20 protein-coding genes and 2 pseudogenes are annotated in these 24,241 nt (G+C 40.8%); 3 read left to right on the top strand and 19 right to left on the bottom strand.

What is annotated here, in order from left to right; translation table 11 throughout:
- Positions 1-43 precede the first annotated feature (43 nt).
- The 13 genes from tssE to tagH form a co-directional block, all read right to left on the bottom strand.
- Positions 44-535: a type VI secretion system baseplate subunit TssE gene (tssE, locus tag MORIYA_RS03180; RefSeq protein ID WP_112712642.1), complete on the bottom strand. Its 492-nt coding sequence runs from the start codon at positions 533-535 to the stop codon at positions 44-46.
- Positions 535-1,356: a type VI secretion system accessory protein TagJ gene (locus MORIYA_RS03175; RefSeq protein ID WP_162629220.1), complete on the bottom strand. Its 822-nt coding sequence runs from the start codon at positions 1,354-1,356 to the stop codon at positions 535-537. Before MORIYA_RS03175 ends, tssE begins: the two co-directional genes overlap by 1 nt.
- 120 nt (positions 1,357-1,476) lie before the next feature.
- A complete protein-coding gene (gene tssC / locus MORIYA_RS03170; RefSeq protein WP_112712638.1) occupies positions 1,477-3,171 on the bottom strand; it encodes a type VI secretion system contractile sheath large subunit in 1,695 nt (564 codons plus the stop codon).
- A gap of 81 nt (positions 3,172-3,252) precedes the next feature.
- On the bottom strand, positions 3,253-4,740 hold the full coding sequence (gene tssC / locus MORIYA_RS03165) for a type VI secretion system contractile sheath large subunit (protein ID WP_112712636.1): 1,488 nt from the start codon (positions 4,738-4,740) through the stop codon (positions 3,253-3,255).
- Positions 4,740-5,246 (bottom strand): type VI secretion system contractile sheath small subunit, encoded by a 507-nt coding sequence (tssB, locus tag MORIYA_RS03160; protein ID WP_112712634.1) that lies wholly within the window; start codon positions 5,244-5,246, stop codon positions 4,740-4,742. The genes tssC (MORIYA_RS03165) and tssB overlap by 1 nt, the downstream gene beginning before the upstream one ends.
- Before the next feature lie 129 nt (positions 5,247-5,375).
- Positions 5,376-6,566 carry a type VI secretion system protein TssA gene (tssA, locus tag MORIYA_RS03155; RefSeq protein ID WP_112712632.1) on the bottom strand — a complete coding sequence of 397 codons (1,191 nt, stop codon included), beginning with the start codon at positions 6,564-6,566 and terminating at the stop codon, positions 5,376-5,378.
- 49 nt (positions 6,567-6,615) lie between these two features.
- Positions 6,616-7,401, bottom strand: a complete 786-nt coding sequence (locus MORIYA_RS03150; protein WP_112712630.1) for a PP2C family protein-serine/threonine phosphatase — start codon at positions 7,399-7,401, stop codon at positions 6,616-6,618.
- A gap of 14 nt (positions 7,402-7,415) precedes the next feature.
- On the bottom strand, positions 7,416-8,171 hold the full coding sequence (tagF, locus tag MORIYA_RS03145) for a type VI secretion system-associated protein TagF (protein WP_112712628.1): 756 nt from the start codon (positions 8,169-8,171) through the stop codon (positions 7,416-7,418).
- Complete coding sequence (gene tssM, locus MORIYA_RS03140) at positions 8,153-11,704, bottom strand: type VI secretion system membrane subunit TssM (protein ID WP_112712626.1); 3,552 nt, start codon at positions 11,702-11,704, stop codon at positions 8,153-8,155. Before tssM ends, tagF begins: the two co-directional genes overlap by 19 nt.
- 5 nt (positions 11,705-11,709) lie before the next feature.
- On the bottom strand, positions 11,710-13,074 hold the full coding sequence (gene tssL / locus MORIYA_RS03135) for a type VI secretion system protein TssL, long form (protein ID WP_112712624.1): 1,365 nt from the start codon (positions 13,072-13,074) through the stop codon (positions 11,710-11,712).
- A gap of 117 nt (positions 13,075-13,191) precedes the next feature.
- Positions 13,192-14,529: a type VI secretion system baseplate subunit TssK gene (gene tssK / locus MORIYA_RS03130; protein ID WP_112712622.1), complete on the bottom strand. Its 1,338-nt coding sequence runs from the start codon at positions 14,527-14,529 to the stop codon at positions 13,192-13,194.
- Positions 14,530-14,582: 53 nt separating this feature from the next.
- The gene (tssJ, locus tag MORIYA_RS03125) at positions 14,583-15,098 is read right to left on the bottom strand and encodes a type VI secretion system lipoprotein TssJ (protein ID WP_232011490.1); all 516 of its coding nucleotides are present in this window, start codon (positions 15,096-15,098) and stop codon (positions 14,583-14,585) included.
- Between the two features lie 59 nt (positions 15,099-15,157).
- Positions 15,158-16,489 (bottom strand): type VI secretion system-associated FHA domain protein TagH, encoded by a 1,332-nt coding sequence (gene tagH / locus MORIYA_RS03120; protein ID WP_112712620.1) that lies wholly within the window; start codon positions 16,487-16,489, stop codon positions 15,158-15,160.
- Between the two features lie 645 nt (positions 16,490-17,134).
- On the opposite strand from tagH, the gene MORIYA_RS03115 reads away from it, so the two are divergent.
- A complete protein-coding gene (locus MORIYA_RS03115; RefSeq protein WP_112712618.1) occupies positions 17,135-19,069 on the top strand; it encodes a serine/threonine-protein kinase in 1,935 nt (644 codons plus the stop codon).
- A 73-nt stretch (positions 19,070-19,142) separates the two neighbouring features.
- Here the strand turns inward: MORIYA_RS03115 and MORIYA_RS03110 are convergent, their stop codons facing one another.
- From MORIYA_RS03110 to MORIYA_RS03080, 6 genes and pseudogenes are all read right to left on the bottom strand, one after another.
- Positions 19,143-19,763 carry a hypothetical protein gene (locus MORIYA_RS03110; RefSeq protein WP_112712616.1) on the bottom strand — a complete coding sequence of 207 codons (621 nt, stop codon included), beginning with the start codon at positions 19,761-19,763 and terminating at the stop codon, positions 19,143-19,145.
- A 77-nt stretch (positions 19,764-19,840) separates the two neighbouring features.
- The gene (tehB, locus tag MORIYA_RS03105; protein WP_112712614.1) at positions 19,841-20,419 is read right to left on the bottom strand and encodes a tellurite resistance methyltransferase TehB; all 579 of its coding nucleotides are present in this window, start codon (positions 20,417-20,419) and stop codon (positions 19,841-19,843) included.
- 358 nt (positions 20,420-20,777) lie between these two features.
- Positions 20,778-21,038: a hypothetical protein gene (locus tag MORIYA_RS03095; RefSeq protein WP_197713349.1), complete on the bottom strand. Its 261-nt coding sequence runs from the start codon at positions 21,036-21,038 to the stop codon at positions 20,778-20,780.
- 13 nt (positions 21,039-21,051) lie between these two features.
- Positions 21,052-21,153, bottom strand: a pseudogene (locus MORIYA_RS21680) (transcriptional regulator); the annotation flags it as partial.
- Positions 21,154-21,392: 239 nt separating this feature from the next.
- Positions 21,393-21,842, bottom strand: a complete 450-nt coding sequence (locus tag MORIYA_RS03085; RefSeq protein WP_112712610.1) for a helix-turn-helix domain-containing protein — start codon at positions 21,840-21,842, stop codon at positions 21,393-21,395.
- Between the two features lie 72 nt (positions 21,843-21,914).
- The gene (locus MORIYA_RS03080) at positions 21,915-22,256 is read right to left on the bottom strand and encodes a DUF4258 domain-containing protein (RefSeq protein WP_112712608.1); all 342 of its coding nucleotides are present in this window, start codon (positions 22,254-22,256) and stop codon (positions 21,915-21,917) included.
- A gap of 215 nt (positions 22,257-22,471) precedes the next feature.
- On the opposite strand from MORIYA_RS03080, the pseudogene MORIYA_RS03075 reads away from it, so the two are divergent.
- Together MORIYA_RS03075 and MORIYA_RS03070 are read left to right on the top strand one after the other, a co-directional pair.
- Positions 22,472-22,726, top strand: a pseudogene (locus MORIYA_RS03075) (S24 family peptidase); the annotation flags it as partial.
- Between the two features lie 49 nt (positions 22,727-22,775).
- The gene (locus MORIYA_RS03070) at positions 22,776-24,230 is read left to right on the top strand and encodes a tetratricopeptide repeat protein (protein WP_162629219.1); all 1,455 of its coding nucleotides are present in this window, start codon (positions 22,776-22,778) and stop codon (positions 24,228-24,230) included.
- Positions 24,231-24,241 lie beyond the last annotated feature (11 nt).

Here is a 24,241-nt window from a genome sequence, read left to right as displayed (position 1 = left end):
AATACACACGTATATACTGCCATTGCGATTACAAATTGGAAAATTAATACAAATTATCAGAGACCGATATGCCCAGATAAACTGGTTCAATTTCAGATTCTAAACTGATCAGTTCAGGATGTGGGTCCGCGTGCATCAGCGCTTCAATGCGCAACTTTAAAGACCGGTCAATATCATCATCTACATCAATCGGTTCGACATTCACCTCGATAATACGCGGTTCGAAACGCAGAATGGTGTCTTTGACTTTGGCGCATAATGCCAGTCTGCCATCTAATGTCCCTACCGGAACCCCCGAAAAATCAGGTAAACCATAGTTAAACAATGAATTATCCAGCTCACGATAATAATGTGACCAATTCATCCACCTTATCTTTGAATTTAATAAGTTTTCTAAGTCTCGTTTCATTGCTCGGCGTAATGCCCGCACCGTTATACCGGTACGCTTTTCCTGAGCATTACTAATATTGGGTTCTAAATCAATCAGCTTATCTAATAATGATGCTTCGATAAGCTGTTTATTGTTGACTGCCATTAAACTAACGCTGCTTGTGGCGATGTATCAACTTCCGTTTCCTGAACATCAAGATCACGCGTAAAATAAGTAAGTTGCTGCGCGGACTCACCGATTAATAACATTTTATGCCCCACACCTTGGTACATGCTCTGCTCGTTATTTGCAGCTTGGCTCATTGCTTGCCAATCGGTTTCGCGACCTAGTTTTTCGGCATCAGATTGGCTATTAAGATAAGTTAACGGAATGAATGCATCGCCACTGGGGCCGTTGATAATGTCAATATGCACACGACGCCATACTTGTTCCAATATTGACGTTGGCGCTTGCCATTCTAATACACTGATTTGTGAAAATTTAACTAAGTAAAATTTACCATTGGTGCCCAGCACTTCCAGATAACCAGCGAGGCTATCATCAAGATCACGTGGTTGGGTCGGACTCGACTGATAACGGGCACTTTCTAACGCGGCACACAGACTGACAACATCGGCATTATTCTGGTCTTTAATCGCAACCTGCAATGCCACAATCGCCTTAAGCTCGGCATCAACGTCACTGAACACTTCGGCAGTAGCACCACCTTGTGAAAAATCAACACGGGACTGTTGTGCACGAATTAATTGTTGTACATTTTTACCACCAATCGCCGTATCAGGCGCTTGACTCAGCAACAAGTTAATTTGTTTATCGGCTTTATCTAACTCGCCATTAACACATAACAGCTCGATATAGGCACTGCGGATATCGGTTTCTAGCGGTTGTTTTTTTAATATTGCCTGACAATAACTAATTGCGTCTTGTAGCTTGCCAGCTTCAATTAATTGTTTTATCTCTTGCATCTTCATATCCTTATGCATGCGAATGTAATTTGCTTTTAACTTTAAAGTCTAACTTCTAATATTTGTTGAATAGGCCAATGCATAGGTTGCTAACCAACCCTGCAGAGAGTGCCTTTCCTGCTACACGGCAACATCACTGCTCGCCAACTCCGTAATTAAGCGGATCGACGACACCATTTGATCTAATTGAAAATGGGGTTTTAAGTGTATGACTGAATAAAAATGACCTATTTTTCCTTTCACTTCGTGTACTTCGACTCGCGCTTCACTCAGAGGTCGCTTTGACCTTACTTCGTCAGAAGCACTGCCTGCGGCAGCCGTATATCCCTGCAGCCATTTTTGAATATCACCTTGGATCTGCTGCGCGGTTAAATAACTACCCACTTTTTCGCGGCCGATAACTTTAATCGCATGAGCAAACCGTGATACACAAAGAATGTATTGCAGCATAGTCGCGAGTCGTGCGTTAACCTGTGCGATTTTTGCATCCGTTGTCACTTGCACACCACTATGTATATAATTCACTGCTTTTTGCACTGAAGAATTACTAAAAAAGGCCAATTTGTCGGTGTGTTGTAACACCGATAACGGGATAAAACCCGCTTCCGAAAACTGTTTTTCTAACCGTTCACTTACATACATATTTAAGGGTATTTGGTTGCGACGTTTATACACGTCACAATTCATACTCAGTGACGATCCGGCCCCCAAATAGTGATGCGGGAATTGGTCAACTAACCCACGACTGATTTCACCCTGATTAACCCCGCGGATCTGCGCAAACCATTTTGAACTAGCAAAAGATCGCATCAATATCACTGCAAACGAATAGCCAATATTGCCCCATAAGTTATCTTGTTCGGAATTTTCAATACGTTCACGAAAACGAAATTGATGATGAAAACGGCCATCGTCTAAATAAGGACTGCGCATTAACATATACGGCACGGTAAGGCCAAGATAACGTGCATCTTCAGTTTCACGCAAACGACGCCATTGCATATATTCTAGCTGTTCGAAATGTTTATCAATATCCGCACCTAAACCTAATTCAGCAAAGCTGTTAACCCCGAAAAACTGCGGACTAGCAGAGACGATAAAGGGCGCGAAAGCCGCTGCAGAGACTTGCGTCATATTACGTAGAATATCAATGTCGGACAATGAATTACCCGGTTGTATGCGATTAGTGATCTGATAATCACCGAGTAATAACCCAAACGGCTGACCACCAGCTTGACCGAATTCATTACTGTAAATAAGGCGGTATAGATTACTCTGATCAAATTCGATGGCGCGACTAAAGTCTCGCGAAATTTCTTGCCACGAAATACTTAGCATCCTAACTTGAATCAACTCTTCCCGATCAATGGCTTGCTCTTGCTGCACCAGATAATGCACACCACGCCAACTTGCTTCAAGCCGTTGAAACTTATTATGATGAATAATGTTGTTCATCGTGGTATTCAATATTTTATCTAGGTCTGTTAACAACCGAGTCAAGGTAGCATTCAGTGCTTGCCTGAAATGTCCCTGCGTTTGCATGCCGTTATCTACGAGCCAAACCAATAATTCTTCAATACTGAGGTCATCTTCAACATCCATATGTTGCAAGAAATCCTGCTGTAAAAGATCCACAGCATTCAATACAAAAGCATTATTAGTTTGATTCTTACTGTCGGTACTCTTTTTGGTAATATTATCAGTACTGCTATCGCTACTTTTATCAGAATTGCTGTCGCTATTATTGTCCACAGAAGACATCGAGGCTTTAGCGTCTATTGTTTCGGACTGGTTAATAATGGTTTGCTGCATCATGCTACTCCCTTAACAATATGCATTGAATTAAAGTAGCAGATTCAACACCTGCTACTTTAAGTAAAAAACTAAGAATAGATCTTAATTACCTTCTGGAATTTTAGCCACAAGACGTAACGACGTGCTTAATTCTTCCATTTGTAACCACGGACGCATCCAGGCGATAGCGTTATAACTACCTGGTTTACCCGGAATTTCTGCAACAGTTACTTTCGCATCGGCTAATGGATATTTCGCGCGAATTTCTTGACCACCACCTTCAGACGCATTAACAAAACCAAGGATCCAACGGTTTAACCAATTTTCAAGGTCTTTCGCTTCAGCAAAGCTACCGACTTTATCTCGGCCCATCACCTTAAGGTAATGCGCAAAGCGTGACGTGGCCATAATATAAGGTAAACGTGTTGATATTGCGGCGTTTGCTCGGGCATCTGGATCGTTATATTGACCCGCTTTCTGGCAAGATTGCGCGCCAAAGAATACCGCGTAATCTTTATCTTTATAATGACAAATAGGCAAGAAACCGAGTTTGCTTAACTCCGCTTCACGACGGTCGGTAATGCCAATTTCGGTTGGACATTTGAGCGTTGGATCGCCATCATTACTAATGAAAGTATGGGTTGGCAGGCCGGTTACTTTACCTCCACCTTCAGCACCACGAATTGCAGTACAGAACCCATATTTTGAAAATGCTTCAGTAAGGCGAGATGCCAATGCATACGCTGCATTTGACCAGCAATAGTCATCATGATCGGCTTCTGTTGACGATTGCCCGTTTTCTGCTAATTCAAACTCTTCGTAACGGAACTCTTCAACTGGTGATGTCGCTTCACCATAAGGTAAACGCGCCAAAACACGTGGCATAGTCAGTGTCACGAAGCGTGAATCCGCACTTTCTCGGAATGAATTCCATTTAGTGTATTCCAGTGACTCAAATACTTTACTCAGATCACGGGGTTTATCCATTTCATTCCAAGAATCAAAACCAAATAATTCAGGTGCCGATGCGGATAAGAACGGGCAGAAACCAGAGGCTGATACGTTCGACATCAATGACAGCGTTTCGATATCTTCGGGGTGATTATTAAACTCATAGTCACCAACAATTGCACCAAACGGTTCACCACCCGCAATACCAAATTCACCTTCATAAACCTTTTTAAATATCTGGCTTTGATCAAACTCAACCGCTTTACTTAAATCTTTATGTAGTTCTTTTTTAGTTATCGAGATCAAGCGTAACTTTAACGAACCGCCCGTATCTGAACTGCTCACCAAGGTATGCACACCACGCCACGAACCTTCCAATTTTTGGAATTTGTCATGATGCATGATTTTAGCTAACTGCTTGGAAATTTTAGCATCAAGAGCTGCAATCGATTCATTGAAGGTAACGGTTAGATTCTTATTCCAACTAACCGTGCCATTTAACGCTTCTTCGGTTAACGTTTTAATCAGTTCTTGTGAGCGCGATATTTCAGTTTGCTTAGTGGCGCCAATGACTTGGTCAAGTATCGATACTTGACCTTCGGTCGACTCGAGTTCTTGTGCTGCTGCAATATCAGACATTATGCTTTCTCCCCAAGGTCTAGTTCACTCGCTAACTGCTCTAAATCAGCACTGTTGCTTAATACTTTTTCGAGAATATCTTCAAGTTCTTCAGAGCGATCTACTTTGGTCATTAAGTCTCTTAACTTGTTACGTGTTTCCATTAATTTACGCAATGGTTCAACTTGGTTAACAACAGCAGCAGGTTCAAAGTCAGCCAACGAATTAAATTCAAGGTTAATACTCATTTCCAGGCCTTCTTCATCGGTCAGCGTGTTATCAACTTTAAATTCTAACTTCGGATTCATACGTTTTAATACATCATCAAAGTTGTCTCGATCAACTTGCACAAAACGACGGTCTTTCAACGGTTTCAATGACGTTTTATTTTCACCGGCAAAGTCACCCATGATACCAACAACAAAAGGTAATTCCTTTTTGGCAATTGCACCACCCGTTTCAACATCATACGTAATATGTACCCGTGGGGTACGTACTCGTGATAATTTTGATTGTACGCTTTCCATAGCTATTCCTTAAATTAAGCTCTAATGATAATCATTATTTGGTTATTGGTATTTACTGTTCGTTGTTTACTTCTAATTGGCCGTATTTATTGCTAATTTATTCTATTTACGACTAATAGCCCGTTAGTGTTATGTCTCTTCATCTTGGATTATGCCGGTGAGTTTGAAATAATCGGTTCTCGCGCTAGGGTCGCTCACTAATTCTGCCAGTAACTCCGGTAAGCTAAGTTCACTCCAGCGTATCGCTTGCGCAATCGCATATGAAATTGGCGAGTGCGGCTCAGTGGTCCGAAAATACTGTTCAATTTTATGTAATGCTTTAATGGCTTCGTGGCGATTATTTAACGATTGATCCATTTGCATGAAATCATAGCCATTAACAGATTTAAGCGGTACTGATGCGCCTGAACTATGATTTGAACTATGACTTGCGCCGTTTAGTTCGACGGCGTCTTCAGCTACTTGTTCAACAACAGACGCCTCTACAGCGGCTTCTGCATTAATGACGTTAAAACGTTCTAAGGTAATGAAGGTAAAGATGCTTTCGCAATGTTGTAACTTCTCCGTTATTTTAGATGTCGGTTGCGCATCACCCGACATGACTTCATCCATTTTGTCGGCCAGCAGACGGAAGGCCATAATTGCCTCAGCAATATCGTTTTTTAAACTAACCAACTCATCATCGCTGACTTCGTTTAACGCTTCTTTAATCTGTTTTAATGAGATAGCACCGTTGGCAATTTTGGCTTTTTGTTTATCCGCACTGAGACTATTTAATTGACTTGCTTGCTCAATCTGCCAGGTTGCAAACCGTTCACCAGATCCGGTTTCAACCAAAGGAATGGATAGAATAGGCATTAACAACACCCCTTCCCCTTCAAAACCATTAAGGCCAAGTAACGGTGCAATGCGAGTTTCTAAACCATCTTCATCAGGGCTCGGATATAAACCGTCCCAAAACTGACTGATCAGTTGATGCGCCAATGTAAAGCCAATGGTTAATCCGGCAAAACCATCGGTACGGCATAACGCTTCAATGAGCCAGGCACAATACTCAAGATCTTTGGTTTCCTGTGCGAGTATCTGCGGGATCTCGTCTTTAATTGGACTCCATTCACGGACAAAGTTATTCATCGTTTCGTCGCTATCAATACCAATTAACGCACTGCGTTCATCCGCTCTGGTACGGGTTCGCACTTCCTTCAACCGATAATATTGCGACAGCGGCGAGGTGTCTGAACGCGGATCGAGTCCACACGGTAATTCACCGTTAATTGGCAGCGCTATATCTTCAATAATTTGTGAGTTTAATACTGACATTTACTACATCCATATACACATGTTAAAGCTACAGGTTAAAAACAAACGTTTAACTAAATAACGGTACGGTAAGATCATCATCTTTAAAGCTTTCGATCTGGTTCTGCTTCGATACCGACACTAATATTAAGGTCACATTATCCTTTGCACCTTTGCCTAACGCGGCGTGCATTAGCGATGAACCTGCATTTATAACGTTTTGCTGCTGTAACTGCTCCGCGATACTGGCATCCGATAGTTCACCCGTTAAGCCATCGCTGCACAGCAATAGCATTTCGCCTTCGACAATAGGATGGGAAATATGGTCGACATCGATATCTTCAACCACCCCTATCGCACGTGTTATCACATTGCCCATAGGGTGCTTTTCGGCTTCTTCAGCACTCAGCACACCCTGGTCAACCAGTTCATTGACATGGGAATGATCACGCGTAACTTGTTTTAAATCCTGATGGTAAAAACGATAACCACGGCTATCACCAGCCCATAACCAATGTGCCGTGTATCCATCAATCCATAACAATACTATCGTTGAACCGGCGGTTTTCCCTGCCAGTTGGCTATGACTATAAGCAATTATTTTTTCGTTTGCAGTCAGTATCGCTTGCTTCAACACGTTAATCGTAATGCCGTGATAAGCATGCTCATTAATATAGGTATTAATAGTGTCAATCAGCATTTGACTGGCCACATCGCCCGCTTCATGCCCACCCATACCATCAGCGACAACCCAGATATTTTGCTCTGGGTACTCCAATAAACTGTCTTCGTTTATTTTCCGTACTGCGCCAACATGACTCTGACCAAAAGATTTTAACGCTATATCAGTTAACATCTTATTACCTCCAGTTAAGACCGAGTCCAATTGCCATCAAGCATGCCAGCATACGTCGCCGCACTTGGCATACCAGAAAAGATCAATGTACAAGGGTCGATCTTGTCAGAGCCCGCTGTCCACCAAATACTATAACGGTTAAATTGCTGATTTAAGGTTTGCTGTAACAACCCTAATTGATCACTGCCGAACCCACCAATTTGCTCGCCAGCGGCTGACAGCAACCAGTTTGGCTGGTGGCTATTTGGCGATAATAATGTTTGTTTGTAGGGGGTGATCGGCGTGACATCTAAACTCAACGGCGTCAATTTTTTATACCAATTTAACAACACACACTCATCGTCTAATATTGACAATAACGGTTGCTCATTTTGCTGAAAAAACGCTTGTTCCTGCCAAAATTGTAGCGGGTCAATATCAGCTTGGTAGAACAAGGTAAATGGATAATAACGTCCGACATTATCCACACTCGGGATCAAGGTGCCTGCAAAACTACGGTCTGAACACACCCCTCCACTCACTGCAAAGTGCCATATTGGCGAGGTTAGATAATTATCCAACCATTCTCCTTGTAGCTTTTCACGACTTACCGCCAGCGCAGCCTGCACCCATTCATTCCACGATTGTTCTAAATTGGGATCCAAGCCTAGACTGACAAAGTCCCCCAAGCTGGGAATTTTGCCACAGTAACCCGTGATGATATCGATAGTTTTAGTGTTCATATTGGCACTATTCATTGATTGTTCGTCTATTACAGCTTGGCTGGACATGAGAACGCCTCCAATTCACGCGTTTTAAATGGGCTCGAAGCACTGCCAGCGATCAATTGGATCCTAGCAGTATGACCCTGAACTTTAATTTCAAGCATATTATCTGTTAATGTTTTTGGTCGCGCAGCAACAATGTCATCGAGGAAGCGGAACCACGCCCAATCACCTTCATATGACTTCTCTACCGTGCGCATGTAATTGGCCGGTGTAAATATCACCCGCATTTGGGAAAAATTTGCCGAACCTGGCCAGCGATACTCAGTCACTCGAATTGGATCATGACGATAGACAAAATTTTGATCATCAATTTGCACTTTAATTTGCTGCATATCACGGTCTAGATAATTGGCTTTCAACGCAAACTCGACTTCAGGTGTACTACTACCGGATTCAAAAAAGTCATTCTTGATCTTCTGCCAACTACGGAACACTTTTAACGACTCATTACTTAACCCTATGTTGTTTTTAAAGGTCCAGCGATTGGCTCCCATACGTACATGCGGTTTAATATAGGTTTCAAAGTACTTAGACATCGTGCCTTGTGGGCTAAAGAAACGGGAGAAATCTCGGATCCTGACTTCATTTTTCGCACTACGTTTAAACGGGTAACGACCACGTATACGTTTTTTGTATTCGTTATATACAGTGCCCTGCCACACATCATTGAGATGATAACGTGCACTTTGCAATGAGATTTTCGTGGTGCTGTCAATGACACCTTGGATCATAGCGGCAAAGGGACTTGGTAAATCCTCAACTAATTTATCCAGCTCGGCAATTGGCTCACCTGCTTGTGTTAAATTAACATGCTGGTTAACGATCTTGTCACCGCTGGTTTGGCCGCGATTAAGCTGCGCCAATAATGCATGAACCTTTTTCATTTGCGTCTGAATTTGTAATACATCAGTATCTTCAAGTGCCAAAATTTCCGGGAATACGTTTTCAACCGATTCGCCAGGTAATGCCACATTTATACTGACATTTCTTGGCATATATTGTTTAAAACGGTTAGTCGCACTTGGCATTTTTTGTGCCGCAATTGCGCCTGCTAACTTGCCGACTTTACCAGCAACTTCAGAAGCCGGTAACTTAGTTAACTCGATATTGTCTTGGATCGCCGTTAACAATTTTTGTATTGGCTGTTCAGGACTGGTCAATACCTTAGTTATATATGCCCCCTGCGATGCGGTAGCAAATGTTTTCAGGGCGATATCATCAATCAAATCACGCCAGTAATAACTGTACTCTTTAAAGTAGCGTTCTTTAACCTGCTTAATCACCTGATCTTCAACATCATCACCCATGCCTTTAACTTCATCACCATAGACCCAGCTATCTTTAGTTAAAACTTGGATGATCTGTTTATGCTCAGTTAAGAACACCTTATAAAAGCCTTCATAGGTGAATAACGCTGGAATTGGTTTATTCATCGGCTCACCACTGTGGCGATAAAATAAACCAATACTTTCATTTGGTAAAATATTCGTCAATTTAAAATCAGCTAATTGATTTTGTTTGGCTTTTTTCTCAATACGGGCGAACGCGCGGTCAGCTAAAGGCACGGCGAGGAGAATGTCTCGGGCATCATTAACGGCTAGTGCGTTGTACTCAGCTTGTATAGAGTTGTTGTTTAACAATACGGCTAAATGTTCATTAAGCGCTAAGCGCATATCTTTATTCACCTCACCAGGAATATTATTTTCTAGGTGGAATGAAAACCAGGATTTGATCTGCTCAGCATTATAATAATCACGCTCAAATAACATTAAGTATGTCTTCAAAGTTTCATATAGATAATCAATATGGGTTTTATTGTTGGCCATATCACTTACCAGTGACCGAGATACATACGACAATAAGTAACGCTGTAAAGCACGCTGATATACTTCGTTCGTCGCCTGCGCCAATCGATCACCTTGGTATAAACCAAGATGATTCGGCCAACCTTCGGGTAAATTACCGACATAACCAGTAGGTAAATTACGCAAGATAGTTAAGCCATTGCCAAGGGTAATTAAATCACTGGTTATTGTTAATCCACCATTGGCATTCTGTTTGAATGCTTCCACATCCTCACTGATCTGTGCCGAAAGCGTTTGGTTCCAGTTTGCACTCGCCCACCAGCTAGCACCGAGCACCACAGAAAAAACACAAATAGAGGTAATTGCAGTACGGCGTAACCAACGATGTTGACGGGCGTGTTCGGTATTAATACTGGCAATGTTCTGCTCTGCAAAAATAATATCGTTTAATACTGATTTAAGGAAAAAGCCTTTTGGTTCATTACTATTTGTGGTTAGAGGGGTACTTGGTTTTAACCCAAAGCCACTCGCCATCTGACTGCTGACGCGATCAATAGGATTACCAGCTTGATGACCACTGGCGATAAACACACCACGCAGCAGGGGGAGTTTTTCAAATGCATTGGGCGCAAATATCTCTTTTAAGAAATCATCGGCTGCGCTTTGCAACAAACGTAACTGTTTCGGGAATTCATAAATAAGCGCACGTACTTTCGGATCTCGCTCCCCATTTAAACGCTGCAACATGCCTTCGTTGATCTTGACAATAAGCTGATAAAACTCTTTGTTAAACAGAGACACCACCCCTTGGGTATCTTCGCTATTTTCCATCGGCAGGGTAAAACCCCAAGCCTGTTCGCGCTCTTCTTCAGTCAATTCAGCAAAATATTCATTAAACCCAGCCACAAGATCGGCTTTGGTAAAGATGACATAAATTGGAAATGTCATGTTAAGTTGATTCTGTAATTCTTGGATACGTTGTTTAATGGCCCGCGCATGTAAGTTACGCTCTGTTTGTGTGCAGGTTAATAAATCTGCTAAGCTCATTGAAATTAACACACCGTTAATCGGTTGCTTGGCGCGGTAACGTCTTAATAATCCTAAAAATCCAAACCACGCCCTTGAATCCGTCGTACTTCTGCTGTCTTGCGTAGTATAACGCCCAGCAGTATCAATCAGCACAGCTTTGTCAGTAAACCACCAATCACAATGGCGTGTACCCGCAATACCAGCTAACGCATTAACCCCCATTTCTTTCTGCAGCGGAAACTGTAAACCCGACTGTTGCAGTGCGGTGGTTTTACCTGAACCAGGCGGCCCAATAAGCACGTACCAAGGCAACTGATAGATACTTTTGCCCTTGCTCAATTTTGCGGTACGCAAGATGCTAATTGCTTGTTTAAGCTTGTCTTCAATAGCTGAAATGTCTTGGTCTGCCGCTATGTCATCATTCTCATTGCCTTGACCTTTGATCATCTCGCGCGCTAACGTGTCATTTTGACGTTTAACGATGATCTTTTTCACCACTAAGCTCATGATCCAGAACAGTAATAATATCGCTAAAAAAGCGAACCTATTTGGGGCACTGGCGAGTGGTGTGACACCGTCAATCGCAATTAACGGACCCGCTAACCAAACGCAAACGACAATGGCAACAATACCAATAATAATAAACAGTGTTTTTAACGTAAAGAACGCTAATAACTTGGACATACTTTGTTTAAAAGACATCTTTACTACCTCAAAATATCGATTTCAACACGGCGATTTAACGCATGCTGATCTTGACTAAACGTGGGATCTACAGCTAATGGTTCGGATGAACCTCGACCTTCCGGTAATAACCTGCCACCTAAACGGGTATCTTTGGCTAACACATCAGCAATACTTGTGGCACGAGCCAGTGATAAGTGCCAATTAGAAGGATAGCGACTCGATATAATTTGTTGTTTGTCGGTATGGCCAGTAATTAAGATCTGCCCTTGGGTGGATTCTAGCGTGCGCGCTATTTTACGTATGATAGGTTGATATGCCGGATTAATTTGGTCGCTGCCACTGGCAAATAGGTCTGAGCTGGTTATCCGGATCCGGATCCGATCTGACAATTCTCGAACAACGACAATATTACGCATAATTTCAGTTTGTAATAGCTGTTCTAATTTTAACGTTAATGAACTAGCACTCACGGCTGCAGACACTTCTGGCTGACGATCAACAAGATCCAGTACTTGCTGATAGACTAGATCTGCTTGTTCATTTACTTCTAAACGTAAACCAATAAAACTGGCCACCAGTAATGCACCCGCGATAGCAGCTGTCACCCAAATCGGCAGTTCCAATTTAGCTTTTTCACCACCCACTTCGATCACTTGTAAATTATCAGATAAACGTTTTTCTTTACGTCCGTGATGATTTTTCAATGCTAGTCCGAGCTTGTCCCGTAATGATTCGATTAACTGCTCGGCATGTTTCGTTACCCGATACTTACCTTGATAACCTAATGATAAACAGAGATATTGTAACTCAACAATATCAGCCATTTCGACCATGTTGGCAACAGACTCATCCAACAGCGTATAGAAATGTTCACCACCAAATGTTTGGTGATAAAAATGACTTTGCAGTGAGTTTTGTGCCCATGCACTATTGCGTCCCCAAGGCATTGTCATCACGGTTTCATCAATAAATGCGCAAATACAAAACTTAGCCGCATCAATCAGTTTGTTGTCCGTCGTTTCTGTTTTACCACTCAGTTTATTGTCGTATTTTAGTGCGTGTAGTTGCCGTTCATATTTATCCACCATGCTCACACATTGTCCGTGTAACACATCCACTTTTTCATACTCAATATTCACTTTAATCTGATTGATCAAGGATAATATCAAACCGGCATGCTCAATCAGTGGATTAGCACCTATGGTTAGGATCGTCTGATTAAGCGCTTTATTTTGTGGCTGCACAAATAAAGTATTTTCCTCTGCCGCGGCAATGCCAGGTTTAGGCACTGCATTGCCATTCGCCGCATTACTGTTCGCCGTAGAATTAGGCGCAGGTTGACTGCGTCCTCCAGGTCTGGGTTTAAATATTGTTTTTTCGCTCATACTAATCTATCCCTGCTTACTACTAAACGGTCCATGTTAATCATCACTGTCAAAATAATTCCTAATAAATATTCTATTTATCAATAAATTCTTATGGTTATTAATAAATTTTAATCGTTATTGTTTTATCGACCACAATTCCATTGCGAGTCCTGGAAATTGGCCGGATAAATGAATAGCGATACCACCACTATTTTTTAATTTATGCCAATATTCACTGCTACTATCGAGTTGAAAATAAAAACTACCAGCGTGATAAGGGATCTGCCTTGGGGCAACAGGTAACGCGGTTACGCTGATCCCTGGAAGCTGAACATTGACCAGATCTCGGATCATTTCAACCGGTCCAATTTTTATCTGTCCTGGTAAGTTTTTAGTTATATCCTGTACCGCCATATTGGCTTTTACGGCCAATACTAAAATACTGTTTTCTAATACTGATTTGTCGGCAAGTTGTGCCACATAAATGCCAAATTTCTTCTGCGTTAATACTAAGGCAACGGCTGTATGATCGACCACCACACTCAGTGTTTGCGTCAACAGCGACATGCTACTACCAAACGTTGCAGCCAAGTGCTCGTGTTGATACACAGGCATTTTGGCAGCCCTTTTGGTTTCGCCGTAGAAGGTTGACAGTTCACCTGAAATCGAGATAAACAACTCAAAAAGGCGTTCGGGATGCAGAGTGCGTTGTTGTATGTGATGCATCAACAACGGCTCTATGCGATTTAACAATTGCAGCATCATGTAATCTGCAACTGTCGATGCCTGCCCCTGCCCTGGTCCTTTGGTTAAACGTGCGGCAATGGCTTCAGCGCGTTGCCCGACCATACCCGTCACTTCATTTAAGTAATCAACTAGGTGACTCGCCGACCCAATACTCAAGCAAGGGGCAATAAACTTTTTATCCAGTTTGATATCACCAGCATCGCTGACATTAATCACCCGTGCGATTGGTACCGTGACATAACCGGTTAAATCTTGATTAGCCAGTTTCAATTCTGCACTTAACTTAGCCATGGCAATGGATTCAACTGGCAGGCTCTCTAGTGATGTATCAATAACATCCTTATAGACGTTTAAATAGCGGGCAATCACACCGTCGTCGTCACTGTTGATGATGTTAAGTCCAGTGCTTTTATCAATGGCCAGCGCTAACACAATATTACAATCTATCGTGCCCGGCGGGATCAATAACGGCGATGGCAATGTGGCCTGTGATGGCATTTTAATGTGGGTACCATCATTAAAGATGCCTTCAAAGTCAGTCAGTGCGAATCGCCCTAGCCCTAATAAATCATCATCAATACAAAGGTCTACTACGCCCCATTGGTGCGAACCCGATGCTTGTAACAAACGTCGTTGCACATAACTATGATAACGGTCTTGCTGTTGAAAATGCTGTGGACGAAGGAACATGCCTTCACTCCATGCAACTTTGCTGTAATCACTCATAACGGTTATCACTCATCAACGGGCGGATCTTCGCAACTAAAACAAAAGGATGATTAATCACGAATAAATACGCTTAGTTTTTCTAGGTATACGCTAAAGTCGTCATAAGATTTAGGGTCTACCGCAATGACATCACGCCAGCGTGAGTTTTCAATATCTTGATAAGCAACTAATACCGCAATAAAGCGGGTATTTTTGTTAAGCTCACGTGTGTAACTCAAGCGTTGACCAGGATTAAATACCAACTCTTCTTTGTTCAGTAACTCAGGTCCTAAGATCTGTTCATAATCAGAATACAAACTAAAAAAATCAGCCGTTTCTATTGGCCCACGACTTGCCAGCTCAAACACTCTCACGACTACAGGTGACGGACGTGTTTCCATGTCCGGGTTTAAATTTTCAGACGCCACAAAATTCAATGTTGTAGATGGCGTAACAAAAAAGTTCATCATCGAACAGCCAGAGATACTGCTCAGGGTTAACAATGCCAAACACATAAGTATAATGCGGTTAAAACGATTGAAGTTAAGGTTGAAATTACGATTCCGGTTTCGATAAAATAGTTTCATGTATTTACCTGTATTAATAGTTGGATTTTAAATAACGAAGGTTGATTACTCAGCATCTGTTATCCCTGTTTCTGCTTATTTTCATACGCCCGAACAAACGCATCAGAAAGAATACTTTCGCGGTTAACAGTGATCTCGTTACGAATATCTTCATGCATTTCAATAAAGTGACGCCACAATTTCTGCTCTTTGTTGCTGCGGTTGAATTTTGCAAAAAAACCTTGTTCACCCTGCTCTTCCTGCATATTTTCTGGCGCTAATTGATCTAAGATACCAACCACTGCACCTTCTAGACCCGCGCGCATGCTTTGTTCATGCTGGCGTAAATCCCCAAAGGCTTCGGTAATGGCTTTGTTCGTCGACATGAAACTGCCGTTACTACGTAAGTATAAATTACGGAATAAATCATCCACAGAAGCAGAAAATTTAAACGGGTTATTTTCTTTAATTTGAAACATGGTGTGATTTACACGAAATTTATTCTTGAATGCAGCGCGCTCGCGCAGTGATGACATCAGTTCTTCATTAATGGTTCGCATTGATGCACCTAGGTCAAACCACCATTCTTCATCGCCATCAACTGGTGACTTTTCGATACCTAGACCTTTCAGCAATGCCATCATGTTGTCAGTATTTGCAACTGTTGGTTTGTTCGATTTAGCGGCCACCTGAGGTGATTCAATCACCTTGTCTGTATTGCGGCGGCGGTTGCTACTATTATTGGCGTCAACAGCAACTGTTTGTTTCGGTGTTATTTTTGCCGAGACTGCTTTTGTCGATACTATTTTCTCTGCGTCTATTTGCGGATTATTTGGCGTTTTTTGAACGTCAGGGGTCTGACCTTCTTGATCCCAATTCCAATCATCAGGGATAAAATTACTCTCTAGCACTAAACTATCGTCCATCTCACTGCCCTCTAGATATGGGTCACTGAGACTGTGATTAGGCACTGATGGCATATTTATCTCACGATCAGTCTGAGCCATCGACGACGAAGTAAAAGAAGAAAAGCTAGACACTTGTTGGTTAGGTTCTAAATGAGCGGAAGTTTGGTTATCGTCAGATAATGCAGATTCGATAACCACTTCAATAACGTACTCACCCAATATAATCTGCTCACCTGTGGTCAACGCGTGTCGATTGCCTTTACCAAGCGGTTTTGTAGACTGGTTGATGAACACACCATTGGTCGATACATCGGTAATATAATATTTATCCATCACTAACGTGAGTTCAGCGTGGCGGCTAGATAATATTTTATCGCCATCTGGTAGCACCCAATCACTGGCATCCGAACGGCCGATCACGGCTGAAGCACCTTCAAGGGTAAAGTTAGCTTGTAAATTTGGTGATAATTGTTGATAGCTAATTACAGATAAAAACAGTCCCATTTGTCATTCCTTGACTTATCTATTGTTAACACTAAATAAATATCCCGCTGAACCTATTTATGAAATAATATTACAACTTCATAGCAATACTATTTACATCCAAATTTAAATACATATTAATATCCAAATACATACTGTTACAACTATAAAACCAAATATGCGCAATCAAGTCAAACAAGTGAATCCGCTACATTTACAAAATAAACAGATATCTAATACTACATTTAATACTATTTACGACAAATAAATGTGTATGCTGATTGACGTTACCAAAATTAAACTAATTAATATCCAATAACAACAAAGTGTTTATATAAGTCGCGAAATGTTATTTATATAAAATCTCTTCAGTGGTGCCAATACCTATATGAACGGCTAACATAACAGATAAATAACAATGACTTAAACGCGTAATATGTTGTTGTTGAAATTTAAAAAATATTAATGTAACAACAGCATAACCGTTGCGTCACTATTGATAAGTAGCATAGTAAACAACGATGATAAACAATAAACTTTAACTATTAATATGAAAGTTAACTAAAGTATTAAATTCAATAAAAAACAAAATTCAATACTAAAGTGCTAGACGGAACTAGTACTTTATATAAATTACGTTATTCAAACAGAACAAGGAGTGTAGTTGTGGTACAAGATAAAACGCTATTAGATAGCACTAGTTCAAAAGACGAAGTTGATACAGCTACGCTTACAGGACGAATATTAAAAGACCGTTATGAGTTAGAAACACATATCGGCTCTGGTGGTATGAGTGATATATATAAAGCCAAAGACTTACTATTAAGTAAAGCGGGCGTTGATGATCCTTACGTAGCGATAAAAGTCCTGCAACCACAATATACTAAAAACAAAGAAGCACAGCAGTTACTGTTTAGAGAAGCACACAAAACAATGGCGCTCTCCCACCCTAATATCATTCGTGTTTATGATGTCGATAAAGAAGATAAACTGTGTTTTATCATTATGGAGTGGCTGGATGGTGAAACCCTTGATCAAGTTATATCACGGTCAAAACCCAAAGGTCTGACGTATAAAGGTGCTGAAAAAATCATTTCGCAAGTCGCTAATGCACTTAAGTTTGCGCACAAAAATGGCATCGTGCACACAGATTTAAAACCGGCCAATATCATGCATACCCGTAATGGTGATATCAAGGTTTTTGATTTTGGTGTCGCACGCGTACTTCAGGATCATGCCGATGAATTTGCCAGTGATAATGTTGAACATAATAACGTATTAAGCGGTTATACACCTGCTTATGCCAGTGCCGAGTTACTGCAGGGTCAGCAACCATCAGAAAGTGATGATTTGTTTTCACTCGGCTGTATATTTTATGAATTACTGTCGAGTAAACATCCGTATTTACGTAAGCCAGCAGATCAGGCCATTACTGATAAGATCACCGCTAAAAAGTTAACTAAACTCAGTAGTAAGAATTGGGCCATGTTGCGTTCAGCACTGGCACTAAAAAATGCAGAACGTCCAGTCAGCATCCAACAGTGGCAAGCTAAACTAGCCCGCAAGCCGTTTCCGGTGTTTTCAACTGTCTTGCCGTTACTTACCGTACTAGGTTCAGTGGGTTATTTTTATTATATGGACAATGTAATTACTAAACAGCAGATCACGCAGCAAGCGCATATATCGAGTGTGGATGGTTTAGTTAATTCAAGTGTTGAAGTATTTATGAATTCATTAGCGGATTTAAATACTGAAACCTTGACCATTAAAGCCGGTGTTTTGCGCCAAAAACGTGATGAGGTGATCGATTATCATATTGCAAAAGTAAACCGCATTATGCAGGATCCAAACTCACGTTATCCGGACTTCTACCAAATGTCAGCGTTAATCGCAGAAACAATGGCTCTATACCCTGACTCAGTGAAGCTCACCGATATAGAACAGTATGTGGAAGGTCAAAGAGTATCAGCTCGATCAATCCTGGTCGCTAATATTGAGCAGCGGTTATTACGGGCCAATTATAAACTTGACAGCGAGGGCATGGATCTATTTACCCTAGAGCAGGATATAAAACAAGTTGATGCCGATTACAAAATCATCCCGTCCGAGCAAGCTATCAGCTTATATGCTAAACAGCTGAAAACAGCTTTAATAGATTATAATTATCGTCAAATTAACACCCTGCTTGCCCCTGGAGAGTTACTGTTTAAAGATTCGGTACCTGAGCTTCAAACCTTGTTAACACAGCCCGAGTTAATATCTGCCATTAACACGCTCACTGACTATCAAGCATCAGAACAAAGCGGAGAATTTCCATTCAATGCGGCTGAAACCTTTTACCAAGATCAGTTTGATTATTGGATAGCGGCAATCAAAAACGCTAAAAACCAAAAATCACTGGATCGTATTTATACACAACAGAATAAATATAACCAATATCTACCGGTAAACTTTAAACCGTTAATTAAACTGCGTCGAGACTTAGCCAATCGTTACTTAAAACTGATCGTGACAGGTAAAATAAAATCAGACTCAAGAGTGATTAAAAAAGCGGAGAGTTTGTTTACCAAAGCAGATAAAGGGCAAGAAATGTCTGTTTAATTCTGAAAAATGGAAGACCTCAATGATGGGGTCTTTAATACCGTGTGATCTAGTTCATTAAGACACAACACCCTTATAGTTGTTTCTGATAAACACCCTCTGTTCCATCAACAAGCTGAAAACCCACTTTGAGCAAATACTCTCTGTGTTCCTGCGTCGTCGGTGTCGCCATGAGTGTATTGATCCCTCTGTGTTTGAGTACATCAGGGTGCGACTCATAGTAATATTTCGCCAACTTAAAATCACGGTATTCCGGTGTGACATAGTCCAATAGCACAGACAACACACCTTGTTCACTATTATTGCCAACTAATACACCCGCGATGCTGTTATTCCTGAGCATATAAAACACCGTATTGGCTTCTTTAAGTTCGTCTACAGATGTCTGCAGTTCAACTTCGCCCTGATTTGTTGAAATAAAATGCTCAAAATACTCAGAATTAGCCGATGCAACAATTAGCTTGAACTGTTCCTTTGCCGAATGAATGTTCCATAAAAAGTAAACATTGATTCCAGCTATACCCAGATTCATTAACATCGTCGGTAAAGAATCAATTAAATAGGCAAACGCAGCAAACAACAGACAACCAATGAAGTTAATTACCCTTAGCTTTATGATTGACGTCATTGTCAGGGAAATAAGAACGACTAACGATGCCAGATAACCGAACCACTCTATCCAATCAAAATCCATTTTAATGTCCTTATGTGTTTGTTTACCATAAAGGTAGCATTGAATTAAATAGATGTAACAATGGTGTCTTATTTGTTTTAGCTAGGTTTACGTGCCAACATGGTCGCAAACTGTAATTTCGCGCCATTGTGCATAGTACCTACATCTTCATTGTACTTAATTAGATCCCAGCCCGTATAAGCCTCACGTAACTGCCCTGCTTTTAAGGTAAAAGGAAACGGAACCGGACACGGGTGTTCTTCAGTGCTCATGGCGCAAACAATTAGGTTATAACCGCCAGGCTGAGTACGCTTTTGCATATCGGCAAGAACAGCATCAACATTAGCTGGGCTGATAAACATTAAGGTTACGGTACAGGAGATAAAGCCATAGCCCTTATCATAGCCCTCACCAAGACTCGCACTGTTAATGTCGTGCACTTGAGCCTTAATATTATCCAGTTTCTCTTCAGTAATAATGCTTTGCAGCATATCAATGGCACCAGGATTAATATCTATGGCGGTAACGTTAAATCCGAGCTGGCCGAGATACAACGCATTACGCCCATTCGAACAACCCATATCTAACGTATCGCACGGCTCAATAAATTTGCACGCCTCGACTACTTCACTGTGTGCAGGATTTAAGCCGTAACGGCTATTTAGATCAACTTTCATGGTAACCACTTTAATTTTGTAATGAGGGTTATTATCTTACGACTGATATTGCCCAATGAAATTGATAATAGTCATTTCCATCGTTTTTTTCTGACTAGTCATCCCGATCATAGGTCATGTGATTGTGATTGTGATTGATAAATTTTATTTTGCTCTACCCGCCAATTTTTCAAATGTGCGGAGTGTTCCAAGCCCAAGTAGTGCCACGACTAACGCCATAAGTTGATCCATTGGAATTTGAGGACCAGTACCACCAGCCCACTCTATTAACGGATTCAGGATAAAAGGAAAGGCAAGACCGATTGCGCATACCCAACCAATTGCAGGCCGGCTTATTGCAGCTTGTTATGGCTAAACTTTACCATGTTGAATAGTCGCTGAATATGAAACCAATTTCAGCGGGCTTATTACTTTCTAATAGCTTGTCACCACAGTAAGGACAATGATCAATTTCAATAATAACCTCATTGATCATTTCTCCAACTTCTTCTAAGTGATGGTTTTCTTCTAAATCATGTTCAGTTGCCTCAGTATATAACTGCAATACCCAGTGGCCATCTTCTTCTTGAGATATATTCGCTTTTTCTTTTGTAATTCTAGAACAGTCATGGATTAACAATATAAAATACCCGATCTAGTTTCTGATGTGTTTTAAGGGTAAGTTTACCCTCGGAATGCTCTTTTGATTCAACAAGAGCTGAACTTAATTCTGAAAATAAATCACGATTGCTCATTGCGCAATACCTCCATAAAAGCTTTTAACTGTTTCTTTTGATCTGCGGATAAATCCGACATTTCATAATCTAAGCGTACGCAATTAACGTGTAGATAACAATATATGATTTGAGCTATAACGCCATAAGCAATGCCCGATTTAACCGTCTGATTGACTCTAGCACTTCAAAGATGCTCAACGTAGAAACCCTCGTTAAGAGGGTTTTGTTATACTTAGCAACACAAAATATATTTTTACTTACACAGCTTTAAGCCACTGATGATCTTTCTCTTCAAGAATGATTTCAGACATTAGTGTTTTAGCTTCTCTGTCTGCTAACTTTTCAAGTAGATAACTTAAATTACTATCTTCATTTAATAATTCTAAAAATAACTGACGCATAGTGGCATCAACTGTTTTAGGAATTGCTGTTTCTTCTTTTTCCCAACGGCCTACAGTTTGTTGGTCTATACCCAATAGCTCGCCAAGTACTCTGCGAGAATGGTTAAACTGTAATCGTAAGAACTTAAATTCATCACCAGTTAAGCCCTGGTTTTTATCCACAACTTGAGAACCAATGGCATTATGTAAACCGTTCATATCGTCGATACTTAGGTATTCTTCGCCATCAATAATTTCAAGAGTGTAGCCATTTTTTAGATGCACATTTGGTAGACCACACTCTGTATAGTGGTATGACTTACTCATGTTAACTCCGATTTGAAATAAATACTTTGCTAAGTAATCAAAGCTAGGATCAATAATTCCTGACGTTAATAACTAAATACTAATAACAGTAATCACTAATACAGAAGGGTCATCTTCATGCTTTCTTAATACTAACGGGATCCTAATTGAATCACCCGAAGCAATGCCTTCAATGTTCATTTGCCAATCACCGCCAGCAGTTTGGTGTGGTTGTTCATGAAATCGATTAGAATTACTTTTAAAAATACAAAGTACTTGCTGGATAGTAATATCTCGCTGAGAAAGTCTATCTCTAGCATGTTTTGAAAATTTAATTCTATTTGTGTGATTCTCAGCTAAATCACGAAGAATTAATTTTGCTGACCGAGCAGTTAAAGGAAACTCTACAATTTTCAAAGGTTCTGATTTACTCATAGTTTTCTCTCTACTATGCAATCATTGCCCATAAGTGTAGTGCCCTCGCCTAACACCACTCAATGGATATTATAATAATATAATCATTACTTATTGCGCTGATTGTTTATATCAATTTGATATAATTATGGTGTACGGCTTCTTTTCGGTCAAGCATTTATATCAAAATGATACAAATATATTCGAAGATGCTGTAATGCACGCTAGACAGTAACAGCATACTGCCTACATTAAAGAACGGCTCTATAATCATGGTTAATTGTGATGTGGATAATTTATCTGATGGGGTTTATGTCATGCGCCATGACAATAACTTATTGGTGAAGCGATTGCAGATGTTACCAGGCGGCATTATTCGTGTTAAGTCTGATAATTCTATGTATGACCCTTGGGAGATCACAAAATCGCAATTGGACGGTGAAGAACTGGCACTTATCGGGCGTGTGGTTTGGACTGGGCAGAAGATGTGATGAAAAATTAATTACAAGTTCATTTTTCATAGCGCATAAGGGATTATGCTTGGCCGCACATAGCAAGAAAGTAAACTTCGCAAAAGAGCAGTTATACGAAAGGGATTGCTCTGGAGTTAAACCTGATAAATTTGAACAATGGTTGGAAAAAAACCCTCTCGAAATAGATGATTGGGACGCCAAAAACTTAGCTAAGCATTATCCAACTATTTTTGAGCATTGCTTTGATGGTGACCACGATTCAGGCTACGCAGAGCTGGAAAGAGCCATTGAACAGAGCAAACCAAGCTTAGGATACGCGGTTTTAGCCTGGATACTTTCGTCTGGCCAACATAATATGGTCATCACGACTAATTTCGACAATCTTGTTGCCGATGCTTTGTCGATTTATGGTGAACACTACCCTCATGTAATTGGTCATGAATCGCTCGCCTCCTACTTGAAGCCTATGTCCCGCCGTTCTATTGTGGCTAAGATTCATCGTGATTTATTTACCTCTCCAATAAATACTGAAGATGGTGTAGCGAAGTTAGCAAGTCAGTGGACTGGAGCTTTGAAAAATATTTTTAAATTCTATACTCCGATCTTCATTGGCTATGGTGGTAATGATGGGAGTTTGATGGACTTTCTAAAAGGTTTAGATAAGAGAGACATCTCTGGACGCCCTTTCTGGTGTTATTACGAAAAAGGTGAAGAACCAAATCAAGATATTCAAGGGCTGATGGAGATGCACAATGGAGTATTAGTGGCAACGCCTGGATTTGACGAGTTGATGCTCAGAATTGGTGACGTTTTAGGTTATGACCGAGAGAAGCAAAAAGAGAAAGTCGAAGCTCGTACGAAAAAATTACTAAATACACTTGATAAGCAAGTTATTGATATGAGTGAGCATGGTTCTTCAGAGCTAAAAGAACAGCTCACTACACATGTTTCTGTTGAACAACGCGACTGGGTTGATTGGATTCTCTATATTAATACACTTGATGATATTAATGAAAAAGAAAAACAATATCAGGCGGCACTTAAGCAGTTGCCTGAGTCTTATCAATTGATAAATAACTATGCTGAACTATTAAGAAGTGAACAACGATACCCAGAGGCTAAAGAGCATTACCTGAAAGCGTTAGCCATTGAGCCCAACCATGCACGTATTTGGGGTAACTACGCAAACCTGTTGAGTCAAATGGAGCGATATCTAGAGGCGGAAGAGCATTACCAGAAAGCGTTGGCCATTGAGCCGGAAAACACCGATATTCTGGGTAACTACGCTGTTTTCCTGTTAAATCAGAAACGCCCCGATGAAGCTATAACCTGGTGTGAGAAATCGCTTTCTATCGAACCTGGACACTTTCATGTGACAACTTATGCTGAAGTTTTACGCGATTTAGGTCGCTTTGAAGAAGCTTTGTTGTTTGCCAAAAAAGCAGCTAAGTTATTTCCTGATAATCCTGCTACGCAAAATTTGAGTCAAGAAATTGAAAATAAAATTTCTTCCGAGCAATAACTTAATTCTTA

Origin of the sequence: Moritella yayanosii (assembly GCF_900465055.1) — a bacterium.
GTDB lineage: Bacteria > Pseudomonadota > Gammaproteobacteria > Enterobacterales > Moritellaceae > Moritella > Moritella yayanosii.
This window is presented reverse-complemented; position numbering and strand designations above follow the sequence as displayed.